This is a genomic window from Fortiea sp. LEGE XX443 (assembly GCF_015206815.1).
Taxonomy (GTDB): Bacteria; Cyanobacteriota; Cyanobacteriia; order Cyanobacteriales; family Nostocaceae; genus Nostoc_B.
Genome location: NZ_JADEXZ010000058.1, coordinates 21,910 through 39,335, shown reverse-complemented (window position 1 = coordinate 39,335; position 17,426 = coordinate 21,910). Strand labels below are relative to the sequence as shown.

The 17,426-nt window shown below is 42.3% G+C and carries 16 protein-coding genes and 1 tRNA gene; 9 read left to right on the top strand and 8 right to left on the bottom strand.

The genetic code is table 11. From position 1 onward, the window contains the following. Positions 1-244: 244 nt before the first annotated feature. Positions 245-748: a methylated-DNA--[protein]-cysteine S-methyltransferase gene (locus IQ259_RS19595; protein ID WP_193887671.1), complete on the top strand. Its 504-nt coding sequence runs from the start codon at positions 245-247 to the stop codon at positions 746-748. On the opposite strand, the gene IQ259_RS19590 is transcribed toward IQ259_RS19595, so the two are convergent. After that, positions 739-1,596, bottom strand: coding sequence for a fatty acid desaturase (locus IQ259_RS19590; RefSeq protein ID WP_193887670.1), 858 nt, complete (start codon positions 1,594-1,596; stop codon positions 739-741). The genes IQ259_RS19595 and IQ259_RS19590 overlap by 10 nt on opposite strands. 175 nt (positions 1,597-1,771) lie before the next feature. Between IQ259_RS19590 and IQ259_RS19585 the strand changes: the two genes are divergently transcribed. The 4 genes from IQ259_RS19585 (at position 1,772) to leuD (ending at position 6,155) form a co-directional block, all read left to right on the top strand. Next, on the top strand, positions 1,772-2,989 hold the full coding sequence (locus tag IQ259_RS19585; RefSeq protein ID WP_193887669.1) for a TetR/AcrR family transcriptional regulator: 1,218 nt from the start codon (positions 1,772-1,774) through the stop codon (positions 2,987-2,989). A gap of 178 nt (positions 2,990-3,167) precedes the next feature. After that, the gene (locus tag IQ259_RS19580) at positions 3,168-3,650 is read left to right on the top strand and encodes an NUDIX hydrolase (protein WP_193887668.1); all 483 of its coding nucleotides are present in this window, start codon (positions 3,168-3,170) and stop codon (positions 3,648-3,650) included. A gap of 413 nt (positions 3,651-4,063) precedes the next feature. Continuing rightward, on the top strand, positions 4,064-5,467 hold the full coding sequence (gene leuC, locus IQ259_RS19575) for a 3-isopropylmalate dehydratase large subunit (protein WP_193887667.1): 1,404 nt from the start codon (positions 4,064-4,066) through the stop codon (positions 5,465-5,467). Positions 5,468-5,546: 79 nt separating this feature from the next. Continuing rightward, on the top strand, positions 5,547-6,155 hold the full coding sequence (leuD, locus tag IQ259_RS19570) for a 3-isopropylmalate dehydratase small subunit (protein WP_193887666.1): 609 nt from the start codon (positions 5,547-5,549) through the stop codon (positions 6,153-6,155). 1 nt (position 6,156) lies between these two features. On the opposite strand, the gene IQ259_RS19565 is transcribed toward leuD, so the two are convergent. From IQ259_RS19565 to IQ259_RS19555, 3 genes are all read right to left on the bottom strand, one after another. Continuing rightward, the gene (locus tag IQ259_RS19565; RefSeq protein WP_193887665.1) at positions 6,157-8,271 is read right to left on the bottom strand and encodes a response regulator; all 2,115 of its coding nucleotides are present in this window, start codon (positions 8,269-8,271) and stop codon (positions 6,157-6,159) included. A 187-nt stretch (positions 8,272-8,458) separates the two neighbouring features. After that, positions 8,459-9,577, bottom strand: a complete 1,119-nt coding sequence (locus tag IQ259_RS19560) for an ABC transporter permease (protein WP_193887664.1) — start codon at positions 9,575-9,577, stop codon at positions 8,459-8,461. Between the two features lie 97 nt (positions 9,578-9,674). Further along, positions 9,675-10,550, bottom strand: coding sequence for an Npun_R2479 family HD domain-containing metalloprotein (locus IQ259_RS19555; protein ID WP_193887663.1), 876 nt, complete (start codon positions 10,548-10,550; stop codon positions 9,675-9,677). Positions 10,551-11,020: 470 nt separating this feature from the next. On the opposite strand from IQ259_RS19555, the gene IQ259_RS19550 reads away from it, so the two are divergent. The 3 genes from IQ259_RS19550 to IQ259_RS19540 all read left to right on the top strand — a co-directional run bounded on the left by IQ259_RS19550 (position 11,021) and on the right by IQ259_RS19540 (position 12,632). After that, a tRNA-Gly gene (locus tag IQ259_RS19550) sits at positions 11,021-11,092 on the top strand. Positions 11,093-11,542: 450 nt separating this feature from the next. Next, complete coding sequence (locus IQ259_RS19545; RefSeq protein ID WP_193887662.1) at positions 11,543-12,241, top strand: Uma2 family endonuclease; 699 nt, start codon at positions 11,543-11,545, stop codon at positions 12,239-12,241. Between the two features lies 1 nt (position 12,242). Further along, entirely contained in the window at positions 12,243-12,632 is a 390-nt protein-coding gene (locus tag IQ259_RS19540; protein ID WP_193887661.1) for a hypothetical protein, read from the top strand. A 52-nt stretch (positions 12,633-12,684) separates the two neighbouring features. Here the strand turns inward: IQ259_RS19540 and IQ259_RS19535 are convergent, their stop codons facing one another. Further along, positions 12,685-12,978: a tetratricopeptide repeat protein gene (locus IQ259_RS19535; RefSeq protein WP_193887660.1), complete on the bottom strand. Its 294-nt coding sequence runs from the start codon at positions 12,976-12,978 to the stop codon at positions 12,685-12,687. 156 nt (positions 12,979-13,134) lie between these two features. On the opposite strand from IQ259_RS19535, the gene IQ259_RS19530 reads away from it, so the two are divergent. After that, entirely contained in the window at positions 13,135-13,803 is a 669-nt protein-coding gene (locus tag IQ259_RS19530; protein WP_193887659.1) for a Uma2 family endonuclease, read from the top strand. Between the two features lie 55 nt (positions 13,804-13,858). On the opposite strand, the gene IQ259_RS19525 is transcribed toward IQ259_RS19530, so the two are convergent. The 3 genes from IQ259_RS19525 to truB form a co-directional block, all read right to left on the bottom strand. Beyond that, a complete protein-coding gene (locus tag IQ259_RS19525; RefSeq protein WP_193887658.1) occupies positions 13,859-14,413 on the bottom strand; it encodes an AAA family ATPase in 555 nt (184 codons plus the stop codon). A gap of 33 nt (positions 14,414-14,446) precedes the next feature. Then, positions 14,447-15,736 carry a glucose-1-phosphate adenylyltransferase gene (locus IQ259_RS19520; protein WP_193887657.1) on the bottom strand — a complete coding sequence of 430 codons (1,290 nt, stop codon included), beginning with the start codon at positions 15,734-15,736 and terminating at the stop codon, positions 14,447-14,449. 725 nt (positions 15,737-16,461) lie between these two features. Beyond that, complete coding sequence (gene truB / locus IQ259_RS19515; protein ID WP_193887656.1) at positions 16,462-17,340, bottom strand: tRNA pseudouridine(55) synthase TruB; 879 nt, start codon at positions 17,338-17,340, stop codon at positions 16,462-16,464. Positions 17,341-17,426: the final 86 nt, after the last annotated feature.

The following is a 17,426-nucleotide window of genomic DNA, read 5'->3' as shown; positions in this document are numbered from 1 at the left end:
GTTGAGTGCAGACATTTATCTTGCATATATTTGGGAGGAAAGAGCAGTTGCCGACGGCAACTGCTCTTTCCCCCTTCAGAATGATTATCATTTTTATGGCTTGTATATCTTATTCTCTGGAAGTCCCTTATTGCATGAAGCTCATCAAGTACTAAGCTGTAGTGACTGTAGATGGTAAGGTAACAATTAAAATTAATTTTAACAGTATCCCCTATATTCATATTTTTAAAATCACAGTTACACGATGAAATTACTAGTTGACAAAATTAATTCAGAAATCGGTGCAATTTCAATTGTCTCTGATGGAGAAAAACTCTGCGCTATTGATTTTGCTGATTACGAGCAACGAATGGTGAAGCTGCTCCAAAAGCGTTATGTTAATTGTGATTTTCAATATGCAAAAAATCCACAAGGTTTTAGTAGTAAAATTCAAGCTTATTTTGATGGCGATCGCACTAGCTTAAACGATATTCCCGTCAGCACTGCTGGTACTGTTTTTCAGCAGCAAGTATGGCTTGCACTCCGAACAATTCCTTGGGGAACTACTCTTTCTTATGCTAATTTAGCTGTAAGAATTGGTAAGCCGACTGCTTATCGTGCTGTCGGCATGGCCAATTCAGTTAATCCAGTAGCACTTGTCCTTCCTTGTCATCGGGTAATTGGTGCCAACGCTGCACTCACAGGATATGCAGGAGGGTTAGAGCGCAAGCGTTGGTTGCTAAACCATGAAGGGATTGTTCATCTTTGACGTGCAACTTGCGGGGGCGGTAACACCACTTTTTTCGCTAAACCCAAAGTTTTCAAAGCCTGAATACTCCACCAAGTTGTATCAATTTCCCACCATTGAAATCCAGATTTTGCTACGTGGGGAAAAGTATGATGGTTGTTGTGCCATCCTTCTCCATGAGTCAGGACTGATACCCACCACAAGTTACGCGCTCCATCATTAGCATCAAAGGTGCGATAACCCCACAGGTGCGACGCAGAATTTACAAACCAAGTAGAGTGCCACAGCAAGACTGATCGCACAAACATCCCATACACTACAAAAGGCCAGCCGCCCAAAGCATACAGCAACAACCCCAAGGGAATTTGCAATAATAAGAAGTAGCGATCTAACCAGCGATAGAAAGGCTGTCTTTCTAGATCAGGAGCGTATTTTTTATAAGTTTCATAATCAAAGAATTCAGGACGGGGGTATAGAATCCACAGCATATGACTCCACCAAAATCCACGCTGGGCAGAGTAGGGATCTAAGTTGATATCTTCTGTATGGGCGTGATGCTGGCGGTGTCCACCAATCCAAAAAATCGGGCCACCTTGGAGAGCTAACGCTCCGATAATGGCGATCGCATATTCTAACCACTTGGGTACTTGGAAACTCCGATGGCTTAACAGTCGATGATATCCTAGGCAGATGCCGATACTCCCAAACAACCAATGGAGAAACACCAGCAATCCTAGCGCTGACCAAGAAAAAAACCAAGGAGCCGACAGAGCTAAGGTATGAATAGTAGCAAAAAATGCTACATTCACCCATCTGAGGCGAGGTGAATTTTCTGTCTCAGAGGCAACCGCCAGATATTTTGCAGTCATAAACATTTCCGTTGATGGATCATGAAGTAATTTGCTTGGATTTGGGTAAACTTCCACAAGAAATTTCTCCATTCTGTAAACTAGTTCGTTACAGTGGACTTAAGCAAGTATCACTTACATTAGGCATCGTAACAACTATTGGTATTTTGTGCAAGTGCCACTTGCATTATTTCTTATGGCATCTCAATCTATTTCAGCCCGTCAACGTTTGATTCAAGCAGCGCTAGAATTATTTAGTACTCATGGAGTCAGTAGTACTACTACCCGTCAAATTGCCGAAAAAGCTGAAGTTAATGAAGTAACGTTATTTCGCCATTTTGGGAATAAACATGGACTACTATTAGCAGTATTAGAAGAGTCAGCAGCCTTTAAGGATTTGGGAGAATCCTTAGTCAGACGGGCTACTCCTCCTGGCAATGTTTATCAAGCGCTGAAAGATTATGCAAGTGACAGCTTACATTCATTAGAAAGAATTCCGGAGTTTGTGCGATCTGTAGTGGGCGAAGCTGACCAATTTCCAGCAGAAAATCGTCGGGCTTTGGGACGGGGATTAACAGAAGCAAACCGCTACTTAGCTCAGTATTTAGCTACTGTCATCCAGCAGGGAGACATAAATACGTATCTTCCGGCAGAAAAATTAGCCAGTTTACTCAATGGCATGATCTTGGGATATGCAGTAATTGAATTCACCAGTGAATTTCATGAACTATGGGAAGATCGAGATGACTTTTTAGAGAATTTAGTCGAGTTGTTTTTACATGGAGCTATGTCCTCCGCTCCTCGATCGGCAAAAGAAGCCATTGTTACCAAAGAAGTAGCAGATTTGCCAGCAATTTTAGTCCATAAAATTCTGCAAAACGCTAGAAAATCTGGAGTACAAGACTATGCTTTAGCATACGTGTTATTGGGTGCTGGATTATCTGTTAGAGAAATAATTGGCTTGCAGCAAATGCACCAAGTTTCTGATCCCCAAGGACTAATTCTGCAAATCACCACCCCAGAATTACCCCGCCAAGTGCCTGTAAATCAATGGATTTTGGGCAAACACTACGGTTCCTATACAAATAATCCTTTAATTAAATGGCTGAAAAGTCGTAAAGATAATTATCCTGCCATGTTTATTGACCATGCAGGTAATTCTATTTCTGAGTCAGAACTGCTGCAACGTTGGGAAATTTGGACTCAAGGACTGCTTACACCCCAAGGAAAACCACCAGAAATTGCTCAAGCACAACAAACATGGTGTGTAGAAATGTTAATGCGGGGGATGAGCTTGGAAGAGTTGAGTATGCTCACAGGTTGCGATCGCTCCCAATTACAGCCTTATGCCCGCCGTGCTAAAGAAAAAGCAGCCCTAGAGGCAGCAATTCGCCTAGATCATAAGCCAGCATGATAAAAGTGCTGAGTGCTGTTAGCGGTAGCGGGGCGATGAGCAGCGTGCTGAGTAAAAAGACCTCTGTTCCCAATTCATTAAGTCTGCCTTATAGTAGATGCCTAGTAGCTGTATAAAATTGAGACTTACTCAAATCACCTCTTGCTTTGTTTGATGATGACACTCATTCAGAAAGTTCATGAATCAGAAAATCAGCAAAATCTTCAAGCAGTCTGGTGTAATTCCTTATAGGATGCGGAACGGCAACATCGAAATCTTGTTGATTACAACCCGCGATTGCGCGGAGCGCAGCGCCAGAGGCGATCGCAATAACTGGGTAATTCCCAAAGGCGGAATTACCAAAGGCATGAGTCCACCTGCTTCTGCTGCCAAAGAAGCATGGGAAGAAGCAGGTATAATTGGACAGGTAGATGTAAATCAAATAGGTAGTTACAGATATCGCAAACGCGGCAAAATCTACCGGGTTCAGATGTATTTACTGTTAGTTGAAATCCTAAGTGAAGAATATCCCGAAGCAGGTCAAAGACAGCGAGAATGGTTAGATATAACTATTGCTATGCAAATGGTGAAGCAAAATTCCCTCAAACGAATCTTGAATCAATTTCTTCAGATCAAATCAAACTCTTGTCAGCCATTTGTGAGTAACCAGACTTCAATGTAATACTAATTCGCAATTCGCAACGATGCTTCCGTTGCGCTAACGCAATGATGCTCTCTGCGAGACGCTACGCCAACGTAATTTAATGAGGCTTAAATTTACAAGACTTTTGGGTGTTGCATAAATGCGGAATGATTTTCTTATATTTATCTCTCAAAACCTCTTCTTCTCTACGAGACGCTGCGCGAATGCGTACTTTGCGGTTCATTATTTCATCCCTAAATTCAGCAACGCCGACTTTTGTAATTCGCATCTGTTGCACAATTTTAGTGAATTGGTATAAGGTCAATCCAAAATCCGTCTTGAAAAGTTTGCTACGGAGGGAAACCCTCCTTACAACTTTTCGCAAAATCCAAAATTGTCTGGCGCTTTTTTGATACGATAAAAACTCTGACTCGTTACATAACGATTGACCTATGAGCAAAGGCACCCTGTTTGATAAAGTTTGGGACTTACACACTGTTGGTACACTCCCTTCAGGGCTGACACAGCTATTTATCGGCCTGCATCTAATTCATGAAGTCACCAGCCCCCAAGCCTTTGCGATGTTACGAGAAAGAGGTCTAAAAGTACTATTTCCTCAGCGCACTGTGGCTACAGTAGATCACATCGTACCTACAGAGAATCAGGCACGTCCCTTTGCCGATAGTGTGGCAGAAGCAATGATTCAAGCGCTGGAACAAAACTGTCAAGAAAATAACTTAACTTTTTATAATATTGGTTCCGGCAATCAAGGTATAGTCCACGTCATCGCTCCAGAATTAGGGTTAACCCAACCAGGAATGACGATCGCTTGTGGTGATAGCCACACATCCAGTCATGGTGCATTTGGGGCGATCGCCTTTGGGATTGGTACAAGCCAAGTTCGAGACGTTCTCGCCTCCCAAACTCTCGCCCTTTCTAAACTGAAAGTCTGCAAAATTGAAGTTAACGGTAATCTCAAACCCGGTGTCTACGCCAAAGATGTAATTTTACATGTCATCCGCACCCTCGGAGTCAAAGGTGGTGTTGGGTACGCCTACGAATTTGCAGGTACAACCTTTGAGCAGATGAACATGGAAGAACGCATGACAGTCTGTAATATGGCGATCGAAGGTGGTGCAAGATGTGGTTACGTCAATCCCGATCAAGTCACCTATGATTATCTCCAAGGTCGAGATTTTGCCCCCAAAGGCGCAGATTGGGATCAAGCCGTGGCTTGGTGGAACTCTATCAAGAGCGATGCGGATGCAGAATATGATAATGTAATTGTCTTCAACGCAGCAGAGATTCCACCCACAGTTACCTGGGGGATTACACCTGGTCAAGGTATCGGCGTAAATCAATTCATCCCTAAACCCGAAGAACTTCCCGAAGAAGACCGCTTCATTGCCGAAGAAGCTTATCGCTACATGGATTTGTTGCCCGGCCAACCCATCAAAGGCACAAAAATCGATGTCTGCTTTATTGGTAGCTGCACTAACGGTAGACTCAGCGATTTGCGGGAAGCAGCGAAAATTGCCCAAGGTCGCCGCGTTGCCGAAGGAATCAAAGCTTTTGTTGTCCCCGGTTCCGAACGGGTGAAGCAAGCAGCCGAAGCCGAAGGATTAGACAAAATCTTTGAAGCAGCAGGTTTTGAATGGCGTGAACCAGGATGTTCCATGTGTTTAGCCATGAACCCCGACAAACTCCAAGGTAGACAAATCAGCGCTTCTTCCTCCAACCGCAACTTTAAAGGACGGCAAGGTTCAGCCTCCGGTCGTACATTACTCATGAGTCCGGCGATGGTGGCAACTGCGGCAATTACAGGCGAAGTTTCTGACGTGCGCGACTTGCTATAGATAAAGAAAATTGGTCTAAAAACTCAGCGCACCTCCGCGTTGAACTTAGCGTTACTCTGCGTTTAAATTAGAAAAAATCATGGTAAGTGAAGTTAAACAAGTATCTGGGCGTGCTGTACCCTTAGTTGGCAATGACATTGATACAGACCGCATTATTCCCGCCCGCTTTTTAAAAGCTATTACCTTCGACGGTTTGGGAGAAAATGCCTTTATTGACGATCGCACATCTTTAAAAGGCGAACATCCCTTTGATAAACCTCAATATCAAGGCGCAAAAGTGTTAATCGTCAACCGTAACTTTGGCTGCGGCTCATCACGAGAACACGCACCGCAAGCGATCGCCAAATGGGGAATTCAAGCTTTAATTGGTGAAAGCTTTGCTGAAATCTTCTTGGGTAATTGTGTGGCTATCGGTGTGCCTTGTGTAACGGCTGAGGCGGTAATTGTCAAACAACTGCAAGAACTCGTAACAACCAATCCCCAAGCAACAGTAACACTGAATTTAGAAACTTCACAAGTGCAAATTGCTGACTTTACAGCCCCAGTTTTCATCAGTGAAGGTTCTAGAAGTATGTTCGTTTCTGGTAGCTGGGACGCTTGTGGTCAGTTAGTAGCTAACGCTGAACAAATTCGGGCTACATCTGCGAAACTGCCTTATGTTGGTTGGAGTAAGTTAGCTGTGAGTTAACCTACTTATTCTGTAATTTAACTGCAACAGGCGATGGTAGTTTTAAAACACTGGTGACTACATTAATTAAATTATCAGGGTCAACAGGTTTAGTTAAGTAATGCTGAAAACCGGCGGCTAGAACTTTTAAATGGTCTTCTTCGTGTGAATAAGCAGTTAAAGCGATCGCTGGAATGCAACCACCATTTTCTGGTGCTAAAGCTCGGACTTTTTGAATTAAATTGAAACCATCTGGCTCTGACATCCTGATATCGCTAATGAGGATATCTGGTTTTGTTTGTTCGAGTGTTACTAGTGCTGTATCCTCACAGTCCACCGCCGTAGCGATCGCTCCATATTCTTCACACATAAATGCTAAAAAATTGCAGCTATCGGTTTCATCATCTACAACCAAAACCTTTAATCCTGCTAGGGGTGTAGCACCAACGGAACAGGAAATAGAGTTTTCTGCTTTAGTGTTGAGACTATAATTGGGCATTAGCGGTAGTCGGAGGGTAAAAGTGGCTCCCTGACCTGTCCCTGGACTGTCTGCTAAAATTTTGCCGCCGTGTAGTTCTACCAAATGCCAGACGATCGCTAGTCCCAATCCCAATCCATTGTGCGATCGCGTGGTGGTACTGTCTGCTTGGCGGAAACGTTCAAATACTTTCGGTAAAAAGTCTGGTTCAATGCCAATACCCGTATCAATCACCTGAATTTGAACGTAAGAAGACGTAAAGAAGCGAATAGGAGTCGAGCCAGCGGAAAGTGTAATTTCCCCACAAGGAACTAACTCATTAGGCTCCTCAGTTGTGTGTTGGATAACTTCTAGATGGATTTCAACATTACCATCCTTGGGTGTAAACTTAATGGCATTGGTCAATAAATTCCCGACTACTTGCTGCAAACGTACTGGATCGCCGCAAACTGAGCCAATAGAAGCATCTAGAAGGGTATTTAATTGGATATGTTTGGCATCTGCTAGAGGGCGCACTGCATCTAAAGTTGCTTCAATCACAGAAATCAGATTCACCGCGCATAAATTCAGTTTTAGCTGGCCGCGAATAATCCGCGATATATCTAAAATATCTTCAATTAATTGCACCTGAGATGTTGCATTGCGTTCAATCGCCTCTAAAGCCTTAGCAGTAGCTTTTTCATCTAGTTTCTTAGAACGCAGGATTTTTGACCAGCCCAGCATGGAAGTCAAAGGTGTGCGGAGTTCGTGAGAAAGCACAGCAAGAAACTCATCTTTCATCCGATTTGCGGCTTCTGCTTCTTTCCTCGCCATTTGTTCTCGAATTACTTGGGCGCGGACTTCTTCGGCTTCCTTGCGTTCAGTTATATCTTCTAGAGTACCAACATATCCAAGCAATTTTCCTTGAGATGAAACCATTCTGGATGAGCGCACCTGTACCCAACGCAGTCCACCATCAGCTGTTTGAAATCGAAAATCTTCCGAATAGTTTTGGCTACCGATATCAAGATATTTAGACCAACTGGCGATCGCTTGCTCTTTATCTTGTGAATGCACAAATTCTAGCCATTGTTTTTCCAAACTTTCTGCGGCATTTAAACCACAAATGGACTGATAGCGAGGATTAGTATACTTACATTTTCCTGCCATATCCATTTCAAAAATCCCTACTGGAGAACAAGTGCTGAGAGAACGAAATCGCTCTTCACTTTGCCGTAATTCCGCATTAACAGCTGCAAGTTGAGATGCTTGTTCTTTAATTGCTTGGGTTTTCTTACATAGCTCAACAAATACTGAAACTTTAGATATGAGGATGTTAGTATCTATTGGTTTTAGCAAATAATCAACCGCCCCTAGAGCATAGCCTTTAAATAGCATTTGGTCACTGGTACTAAAGGCGGTGAGAAAGATAATTGGAGTTTGACGCGACCTTTCTCGACTACGAATCAGGCTGGCAGTTTCAAAGCCATCCATTCCCGGCATTTGCACATCCAGCAAAATCACCGCAAAATCTTGATGCAGCAGACACCGCAAAGCTTCGGCTCCAGAGGTTGCCTTGACTAACGTTTCTCCCAGTCTTTCTAAGATTGCCTCTAGTGCCAACAAATTTTCTACTTTGTCATCTACCAAAAGGATGTTGACTTTGGGTTCAGGCTGCATGAGTTTATCGAACTGTCGTTCAGTTAAATTCTATGTTTCAATCTCTTCAAAGGGGATTGCTTGAATTATTATGACACGTCAAAGTTGGCATCAACTTGTGATGTCAAAAGTCAATAGTCAATGATTAAAGGGCAGAAAGTAAAAAGAAAAAATCTTATACGTCACACTTCACACTTCATACTTCCCTTTATCGTTGCAAACTGCGGGGGTCAAGAGCATCTCTTAAACCATCACCAAGTAAGTTAAATGCTAATACTGTCAAAATAATTAGCACTGCTGGCGGCCAAATTAGCCAAGGTTGTAGCACCAAAATCGAAGCATTACTTGCCAGAGAAAGCATATTACCCCAAGAAGGATCTGGCTGTTGAATTCCTAAACCAATCAAACTTAATACAGCTTCAGCACTGATAAAACTAGGAACTGCTAAGGTTGTTGAGATAATTACATAAGTAGCAGTTTGAGGCAGAACATGACGAATGATGATGTAAATTGGCTTTCCGCCCATTGCCCGTGCGGCTTGGACAAATTCTCGTTCTTTAATCGAGAGTACTTGTCCGCGAATTACCCGTGCTAAACCAGCCCAACTAATTACAGAAGTAATCACCACAATCAATAAAAAGCGCTGGGTGCTACTTAAACCAGGTGGTAAAACTGCCCCCAATGTCACCAACAGATAAATACTAGGGAAAGTCATTAGTACTTCTGCAAAGCGCATGATGACACTATCGAGCCAACCACCAAAATAGCCGGAAATCCCACCCAACAGCAGACCAAGAGGGAAAGTAAAAATTACTCCGATAATCCCGATAAACAAACTAATACGACCACCATGTAAGAGACGGCTAAATTGGTCACGACCTTGGTCGTCAGTACCCAAAATGTTGAATTTTGCCCCATTATCTGCGCCAAATAAATGCCAATTTAAAGGAATTCCGGGAATAACTGTGACTTCATCCCATTTGGGTGGTAGTGGCAAACTTAACTGTAACAGGCGGTATTCTGGGCCAGATACAAACAAACGTAGAGGAGATGGCTTTGTAAAGTCTACAATTAACTGGCGATCGCCAGTCTTTATATCAGTGTTTCCCTGCGTCGTAGGATAAATATGAGGGCCAATGAATTTCCCCGTGGTTTGTGAAACCCAATAAATTTGAGTTGGTGGTAGCAGTGAACCATTTGGCTGGGAAACATAAGGGTCATAAGGAGCAACAAAATCAGCCGCAATCACCGCTAAATAGAAAATTAACAGCAAAATTGCTCCAAACCGCGCCAAAGGATTTTTCTTAAGTCTTTGCCACCAATTCATAGTTTTGTTTTGAGTCAATAGTCAATAGTCAATAGTCAGGGGTTAGGCGCTAATAGTCAATAGTTAAATATCAAAGTTTATTACTCTTGACTTTGGACTAAGCATGTAATTGCTCAACTAGATACAGGTGTTCTTCTTGGTTTTTTTCATGTTCGACAACAAACACATTCGAGTAGAGATTTGCCATAATTTGTTTGCCTTGTTGTGTCAGCGATAAATAGCGCAGACTATCTTTAATGTAAGGATGAACACCATTCCAGTAAAACTTGGCATAATTTTTGCGTAAATCGGCTGGGGTTTCATAGCCCAAAACTTTATTCATCCCAGTTTCTTCAAACTCGTAGAATAACGAAGTAATTTTCTTTAAGTAACGAGGATCACTCAATTGTCCGATTAAATCAGCAGCACGCACTAAGCCAGCAAAAGTAATAGTGTCTTGCTGATCCTCCGCTGTGGGTACAGGAAAGCGAGTCCATTCAATATTGCTTTTAATTACATCAGCATCGATTAATTTGTGACCACCAAAGCGTTCATCAATGAAAAGTTTGGCTCTATCAACATGATAGGGTGTGAGACTGGCATCAGAAGCGCCAGGATGGAGAGAAATCATTCTGCCGTTTTTACCTGTAGCATATAAACTTGCTGCTTCTTGGTCTTGACGGCAAACTCCTTTGACATAACCAATATCGTGGCAGACCAAGGAGATGATAAAATGTAACCAATCTTCACTAGAAACACCACCTTCTCTGATGTGTTTGCCTCGTAAAATTTCTTGCCCTACTAAGGTAACTAAAATAGAATGTTCTACGTTGTGATATAGGGCATCGCTATTGGCTATATTTTCTAGTGCCATACTTCCAGCCCAGGCGATGATGTCTTGATAATCATTTTTTAGGCAGCCGTATGTGCGACTGTAGCCTTCACGAATTTGTTTGACAAAAGCATCAATTAAAATTTCAGTGGCGTTGAACATATTTGGTTACTCAGTTCAGATAAAAATATCTTTGGTTTGTTCTCAAGGTTGCAAGAATCAAGGCTTTGATTCGGATTTCAAAGCAGATTCTCCTTTTTAACTTAGATAAAGGTGTAAATGCTAGTCGCCTCGAAATCTTGCTCACATGATAGGCTATGCTTTCCTAATTGACTGCCAACATCTGCAATAAGTGGATCCTATAGTCATCAGTGTTCCACATTTATACACGTAATGGCGGTGATCTGAATACAAAGGATATGTGACCCTAATAAGGCTGATAGGGTGATAAGAATACAGATTTATGTGGACTAAATAATTCAGTATAATTACGATGGGTTTAACAGGAAATAACCACATCAATATACTGGCAAGGATGAAATCATAAGTTTGCCAGTGGAGAACAAACAATCTACCTTTTAGGCGATCGTGGTATAATATGCGTTAGCTATTTATTCAGCTAAAGACTTTTTGCGGGTGTAATTCAGTGGTAGAATGTCACTTTCCCAAGGTGAACGTCGTGGGTTCGAGTCCCATCTCCCGCTTTTAAAAAAATCCTGATTTTACAAACTTTTTGAGGATTTGCTGTGTAAGCTGTTCCCTCGGTAGATGTATTCTCTGTCGAGTTTGATGTACTTTTCAATATTTAGCTTATCTAAAATATTAGCTTCGTATATTTTATATGAAAGTCAAGAGTCTTTCTCTGCGATCGCCTAGAAGGCGTGAGCCTAAGTCTTGGAATACAGGAAAAGCTAAATTGTCAAAGTATTTGTGAGGCTGATTAACCGCTTGTTCTATTTCCCCAAGCTTTGCGTAGATATATACTAAGTCGCTAATACGTTTAGTGAAATCCAAAGACTGATTATAGAGTGCGTAGGGGGAGCATCGTCGTAGACATCGCTCGGTGTAGATCCTAATCCTCTCATTTAAATTGCCATCCAGATTCATTAATAAAATAAAAATGTACTCATACACAGAGGAACGGGAAATTAATCATGCTAAATTACAATCCATTAGCTTGCTTACCATCATCTGAAGAACTACCAGACTCTGACGATACCCCCGTGGATAATGAATTACAAGATTTGATTCCCGGCTTACTAAAGGCACTTTTGGCAATGGCTTGGCCAGAGAGGATGGATTGGTTTTTTGGTGTAGATATGGGTATTTATTATGACCCAGACTTACCGCCAATAGTACCAGATGGGTTTTTGAGTTTGGGTGTAGAGCGATTTTATGATCAAAACCTCCGTCCCAGTTATGTGCTTTGGGAAGAAAAGAAACTACCAGTATTAGTGCTGGAGGTAGTATCTCAGACATATCGTGGTGAATACTCAACCAAAAAAGCGGAGTATGCAAAACTAGGAATTCTGTATTATGTAGTCTACAATCCATTTCGTCGTCGCAAGCCACGGTTGGAAGTATACAAATTAGTTAACAATGTTTATGAATTACATAATGGGAATCCTGTTTGGCTACCAGAAATTGGCTTAGGAATTGGTATAGAACAGGGAACTTATCTCGGTATTCCCCGCGAGTGGGTGTATTGGTATAACCAAGAAGGACAACGGTTTTTAACACCAGAAGAAGACAGAAAACTTGCTCAACAAGAAGCGCAGCAAGCAAAGCAACGCGCCGAACTATTAGCAGAAAGATTGCGATCGCTTGGCATAGATCCTGATTCTCTCACCTGAATTGCTGTCAACACTCATTCACGAGTATCAAAGACTCTCGCGCGAATATCAAAGACTCGCCGATGAATATCAAAGACTCTCGCATGAATATCAAAGACTCGCCGACGAATATCAAAGACTCTCACGCGAATATCAAAGACTCATTCATGAGTATCAAAGATTCTCACGCGAGTATCAAAGACTCATTCATGAATATCAAAGACTCTCGCATGAATATCAAAGACTCGCCGACGAATATCAAAGACTCTCGCACGAATATCAAAGACTCATTCATGAGTATCAAAGACTCGTTACAGCAGTTTTCATTTACCTAAATCACACTCATGCCTTATTCTTTGCACCTCTGCGTGAGACAAAAAACCTTCGCTCCTGTAATTACGAATTACGTTAGCGCAGCGTAAAGCCTTCGGCATAGCTTCGCTTAGAGCGAGGAACGAGCGTCATTACGAATTACGAATTATCCTATCAAGACTTGCACTCACACCTTCAGCATTCGGTGACTTCAATCGCTGCAAAATCTCTAAAGCTGGTTGCAAATATGATATCGCTTTAGTATATTCACCCTGCTGTTCTGCCAAATTTCCTAACCACCACAGAGTCATTGCTTGAGTTTGGACATCTCCAATCCGTTGAGTTATTTCCAAAGACTGATTAAAAAGTGCGATCGCTTGTTCTATTTCACCTTTATTGGCATAAATTACGATTATTATAGAACTCTGGTAAAGTCCCCAACACAAGCAAAATCAAAGCAATCTCAAGATGTTTCGTTGAAAATGCTCCGCCTACGCCGATGCTTCGCCTACACAAATCATAATCAATCAGCCAGATTATCATAGTAGTAACATCTGTGCATCCAACAAAAGATAATACTACCCCTAGCGCCAATCAAAATCATGACAGTTGCCCAAGAATTAGAAGCAGCAGAAAGTATAATATTTCCACCAGGAGATATTGAAAGTGACGAACCACCATTGGAAAGCGATTTACATCTACGCCAAATTATTCTGTTATTACAGTGTTTAGAATTGTGGTGGCAAAATCGTAATGACTTTTATGCTGCTGGAAATTTGACAATTTACTACAGCGAACGTCAACTCAAATCAGAAAAATTTCGCGGCCCAGACTTTTTTGTAGTGCTAGGATGCGAAAAAAAACCTCGCAAAAGTTGGGTAATCTGGCAAGAAGACGGTAAGTATCCCAATATCATTGTCGAGTTACTTTCTTCTTCCACAAAAGCCACAGATAAGGGTTTAAAAAAACAAATCTATCAAGATATATTTCGCACACCAGAATATTTTTGGTTTGACCCGGATAATTTAGAATTTGTTGGGTTTCAGTTAGTTTATGCTCAATACCAACCCATAGAGCCGAATGCCCAAGGTTGGTTATGGAGTCAGCAGTTAGATTTATATTTGGGTGTGCAGGGCAATCAATTACGCTATTTTACGGCCCAAGGAGAGTTATTGCCGACACCAGAAGAATTGGCAGAACAAGAAAAGCAACGTGCAGAACGTCTAGCCGCTAAGTTGCGGGAGTTAAATATTGACCCTGATATCCTCTAAAAAATGTCTCCACAGTATTCCACTCCTTCAGGGCTGGGATGGAAGCAATACCAATTCACCTACAACCTACACCTATCTTAATCAAGCAGTCTAATCCTTCTTCTAGGCTAGGGGGAGCGTCTCGCAGTTGGCGGTGCATCCGCAAAATCACATCTTCTGGTACTTGGCGATCGCGTCTTTTATTCCGGACTAAACATAGCCAAACTGGTGTAGTTAGCCAAATCCCAGTGATTTGAGTGAAACCTAAGTTATGGGCTAGGGCAATGAGTTCGCGGCGATCGCGTCGTCGCGCGTTAGTAGCATCGAAAATGGCTGTTCTCTTAGTAGCCAGTGCTTTTTGCAATTGCCGTTCAACTTCCTGCCAAATTAGGAACCACGGACCTTGAATTATTTCATCACTGAACAATTGCCCCCGGATAGCATCCGTAGAAATCAGCTGCATCTGGGGGCATTCAGTGATTATTTTTTTTGCCAAAGTGGACTTACCACTACCCGGAAGACCGATAAGTAGAATAAGTGCTGAGTTCTCAGTATAGTTAGCGGTAGCGGGAGTTGAGCAGCGTGCTGAGTAAGAAGTTAATAGAGAACAGAGGTAATCAGTTGTACTCATAACTCAAAGTTTAAAACTCAGCACTCAGCACTTTTAAATTATCGTTCCATCGGGAATCACAGCATTTTTGAGAACTACTACGATACCACTGCGGATGTAAAAGCCCTGACTTTCGCGTTCAGCTTCTTGAACGTTATCTTTGTTGATGATTTTGACATCGTGACCGATGCGAGCATTTTTATCAATTATTGCCCGACGAATGATGCTATCTGTACCAATGCCTACGGGGAAGTCGCCTTTGTCTATGTTACATTGACGTTCGACGGAAGCTTGATAAAAGTCTGCGCCCATCAGCAACGATTCTTCGATGATACAGCCCGATTCAACCCGCGATCGCACACCCAAAACTGAATGTTGAATCCGACAGTTTTTCAAAATACAGCCTTCACCAATAATTGATTCGGTAACGTGGCAATCTAATAGCTTAGTGGGCGGTAGATAACGCGGACGAGTGTAAATCGGTGCTTCTTCATCGTAGAAGCTAAAAGGTGGTTGCGGTTGCTGGGTCAAGGCTAAATTGGCATTGTAGAATGCCTCAATAGTCCCGATGTCTTCCCAGTAATCATCAAATAGATAGGCTTGAATATTGTAATCTTGACGTGCATCGGGAATAATTTCTTTACCAAAATCAGTCCTTTCTAATTTTTCCCGCAACAACTTAATCAAAACATCTCGTTTGAAGACATAAATCCCCATTGAGGCGATGTAGGGCTGTTGTTGGGCTTGTTCTTGGGTCAAACCCAAGATGGTAGTATCGACCTGCATGTTAGCTAAAGCCTCACCTTTAGGCTTTTCGCTAAATTCAATTACCCTACCAGACTGATCAATTTTCATCAAGCCAAAGTCCGAAGCCCGGCGATGATCGATGGGAATTACAGAGAGAGTAATATCAGCCTTTGTTTCTCTATGGCGCTGGATGAATTGGCGGTAATCCATCCGATAGAGATGATCCCCTGAGAGAATCAGGTACTCATCTACATCCCATTCTTCCAACAGCCATATATACTGACGCACAGCATCGGCTGTACCTTGGAACCAGTTGGGGTTTTCTGGAGTTTGCTGTGCTGCAAGCACTTCGACAAACCCTTCACTAAATCCACTAAAGTTGTAGGTACGGGCAATGTGACGGTTCAGAGACGCTGAGTTGAATTGTGTCAGGACGTAGATTTTAAAAATTTCCGAGTTAATGCAGTTGCTAACAGGGATATCGATTAAACGGTACTTCCCTGCTACGGGTACTGCTGGTTTTGCCCGGAGTTTGGTTAAAGGATAAAGGCGGGTACCTGCACCACCACCGAGAATGATTGCTAAAACTTTTTTCACAAAATTTCTCCCGACTGCCTTTCAACTCTCACCTTAAGTTTAGGACTGTATGTAGCCTCTGATAAGGGGGGATCGAAGATTATCCGGGATGAATTTAAAAAAATTCTCTGATCTGCCCTCAAGTATCTACTTAGAGTTACAACTATTAATCTCGGTACTATAAAGTAAGCATTGCCTAAATTGTTTAAGGATCTACCTTCGCCATTGCGTTGGCGAAGCCTCTCCTTTGGAGAATCGCCTATTTCCCTAGCAATTTCCAAAGACTGCTGGTGGAACGCCCGATGCCAGTTCTCTCAAGTCGGGAAACCCGCCCACGAGACTTGCTCCCCCTTGTGGGCGGTCTTTTCACTCAGCACGCTGCTCAACTCCCGCTACCGCTAACGGAACTCAGCACTTTTCATACAAGCTCATGTTAGCGTAATTGTAATTGATTTTTGTTTTTCAGCTTAAACTGTGTGGCGATCGCTTTCCAGGTAGTTTTGGATGTGAGTAGTTTTAGAGAATTGGTATAAACTCCATGCCATATCGTCAGGTAAAAGAAGCTACAGTACGCAGCAATTACTAAATAATATTGCTGATATAAGTAGAAAGGTGCAAATAAACCGAACTATGTAACGGAAAGTAAAGTAGCTTGAAAACCTCTTCCCTTCTGCCTTCTGCCCTCTGCCTCCTGCCTTGTCATAACGACAATTTTTAACACCGACCTACTTAGTTTTCAAGTGTATTCAAGAAATTGGTTCAAATACCATTTGAGGAATCAATATTTCATCTTGTGATTGTCCAATTCCTAAAAATCGGGTTTCAGCTTCGTATACTCGCACTAGCCCAGAATTATCAGAATTGAGGGAAGTTTTTTGTCCCTGACACCATCTTCGGGCAAGTTCTGGAGGTAAATTCACAGAAGGCAAATGCTGTAGCGCGACATCAGGAATAATTGGTTGAAATGTGCCAGCTTGCAACCGTGCGTCTAACTCCTTCAGCGTGAGACTATTGCTTAAATCAAAACCACTGCTTTGGGTGCGTGTTAAAGCGGCGAGAGTTCCACCAGTATTTAAAACTGTACCTAAATCACGAGCGATCGCTCTAATATATGTACCACTACCACAAGCGATCGCCACATCTAATTCGGGAAAATCCCCTTCTCTCCAATCTAAAATGTCTATCTGAAAAACTTCGACTGTACGTGCTGGAACTTCAACAGTTTCACCTTGACGCGCCAAATCGTACAATCGTTTTCCTTCTACTTGAATTGCACTGTAAATTGGCGGAATCTGTTCAATTTTGCCTACAAATTGGGTGAGTGCAGTTTCTACTTCAGCCAAACTCAACCCAGCACAAGGTTGAGAACTAATAATTTCTCCTTGTAAATCATCAGTTGTGGTACGCACACCTAAACGAATACTAGCTTTGTAAGCTTTTTCTCCTGGTAGATACTGCAATAATCTTGTGGCTTTACCAAGTGCAATCGGTAAAACCCCAGTCGCTGCGGGATCTAAAGTTCCCGCATGTCCTACCCGTTTGAGGCGCAGCAACTTGCGTACCCGCGCCACACAGTCGTGAGAAGTCCAATCAAATGGTTTGTTTAAATTGAGAAAACCTTGCACAGTAGTATTTTTTGATGCTTTCTGGTGCTTTACTTTTCAACGCCCAAGCTTTTCGCATTTGCGGACTTGTTTTTCAGGCATCCACT